General features: G+C 69.4%; 1 protein-coding gene. It reads right to left on the reverse strand.

Features of this window, described 5'->3' with window-relative positions:
* Nucleotides 1-112: 112 nt before the first annotated feature.
* The gene (locus tag PHY01_RS26025; RefSeq protein ID WP_141282913.1) at nt 113-1,879 is read right to left on the reverse strand and encodes an IS1634 family transposase; all 1,767 of its coding nucleotides are present in this window, start codon (nt 1,877-1,879) and stop codon (nt 113-115) included.
* Between the last annotated feature and the right edge of the window lie 158 nt (nt 1,880-2,037).

The following is a 2,037-nucleotide window of genomic DNA, read 5'->3' on the forward strand; positions in this document are numbered from 1 at the left end:
CCCGGGTTCCGCAGCTGATGTCGGTGCTGGACACGGAATCTGGGGGTTGACCTGCGAGAACGCCGAAGGCCGCCCGGACGGGCGTGTGTCCAGGCGGTGAGGTTCGTGCTGGTCAGAGCGTTGTGGCGGGCCCGAGTTCGATGATCTTCTTGGGTGCGTTGATGTCGAGCTTGGCGAGGATGTCGCGCTGGGCGGTGGTCAGCTCGGTGCGTTGGCGGAACGTGCCGGCGGGGCCGGTGAAGGTGCCGACGTGCAGGTCTTGGAGGTCCTCGCGGACGCGGTTCCAGGTAGCACCGGTGGTGGTCTCGACGATGCGGACCAGGAGCAGCGCGAGCCAGCAGAGGATGACGTGGGCACGGATGCGTTCTTCGAGGCGGTGATAGACCGGGCGCAGTTCCAGGGTGGTCTTCATGTCGCGCCAGCCGCGTTCGACCTGCAACAGCTGCTTGTAGCCCAGCGCGATGTCCTCCGCGGACAGGTGCGGGTCCGAGCAGCGCAGCAGGTACTTCCCGTCCAGGTTCACCTCGCCGGCGATCTTCTTGCGGTCGACGCGGAGCAGGCCCTTCGGGGTGACGCGCAGGAACCGGTTGAGCCCGGGCATGGTCGAGATGCGCCCGCGCAGCTCGGCCCGCTTGGTCACCGTGAGCCGGTCGGTGTCGGCGATGAGCGCGATGAGCTTGCCGACCATGACCTCGCGCAGCGCGGCGTCCCGTTCGGCCTGCTCAGGGTTGAAGCAGATCACGAACCGCTCATCAGCGGCGATCTTGACCTCTTTGACCTGCAGGTTGTCCCGGACATGGCTGTAGCGGCCCTGGCGGGACAGCGCCGCGGTGGCCTCCGCGGAACCGGAGCGGAGCTTCTCTCCGATGATGTAGTGCCCGCCGCCGCGGCGCAGCTCCCTGCGGTTCTGCGTCGAGGAGAACCCGCGGTCCGCGACCCACATCACCCTCGCCAGGGTCCAGTCCCGCATGTCCTCGCGGGCCTGGCGGATCAGCGCCGAGTCGGTGGTGTTGCCCGGCCAGCACCACACCCGCACCGGGATCCCGGCGCGGGTGACGGCCATGCCGATCACGACCTGGGGCAGGTCGTCACGGGAGTCCTTCGACTTGCCGTAAGTCCGGAACCCCACCCCGCCGCCGGTGTCCTCGCCGTCGCCGTCGCCGTCGCCGTTGCCGTCGCCGTTGCCGTCGCCGTCGCCGGGGTCCTGGTCGGGGACCGGGCGCCCGCGGACGTCACGGGCGAGCGGGTCGTCGGGCTCGTCGGTCTGGAAGTAGGTGGAGGTGGTGTCGAAGAACAGCAGGTCGACCTCGTGATCGAGCAGGGTCGCGACCTGCCAGAACACCTCCCGTTCCAGATCGGGGGCGATGTCGAGGAGCCAGTCCATCGCCCGGTAGCAGGCGTCGTCGGAGGTCTCGGCCAGGCCGTCGATGTGCGCGCGGCGGTTCACCCAGCCCGCGGCGGCCAGCTTCGAACCCGGCGCCAGCGCCCGGTTCGCCACCAGCGCGAACAGCACCCGCTCGGTGCGCGGGTCGCGCTTGCGCCCGGTGAGCAGCCGGGTCATGACGGTGTCGATCCCGAGGCGGCGCCACAACGCGTCGAGGACCAGGGTGCCGCCGACCGGGCGCGAGGAGGTGAACGCCAGCCCCGCCGCCCCGGGCGCCTGCGAGCCGGTCAGAGCGGTGGCCGGGTCGAGCAGCCTCGTCAGCGACGCGACCAGGCGCTTGATCGCGTCGCGGTCGAGTTGGTCCTCCCGGCCGAAGCTGTGCAGCACCTTGGGCCGCGAGGTCTTCGTGGTCGGGTCCCACTCGTTGTGGGTCAGCTGCAGGTACCGCACCGCGGCGCCGTCCTTGTTTCGCCGTGTCGACACTCGTACGTGCACGTGTCCAGACGTTACATGAGTTCCAGCAGCTCAACAGTTCGAACACCGATCGAACGTGTGTCCAGTATTTTCGCCGCTTCCGGACTTGCTCCCGCTCGCTGACCTGGGAGAATACCGCGGCGTGTGTCCAGATCCGCCCATCAGCTGCGGAACGCGGG

Origin of the sequence: Pseudonocardia hydrocarbonoxydans, from assembly GCF_006539565.1 — a bacterium.
Taxonomy (GTDB): Bacteria; Actinomycetota; Actinomycetes; order Mycobacteriales; family Pseudonocardiaceae; genus Pseudonocardia; species Pseudonocardia hydrocarbonoxydans.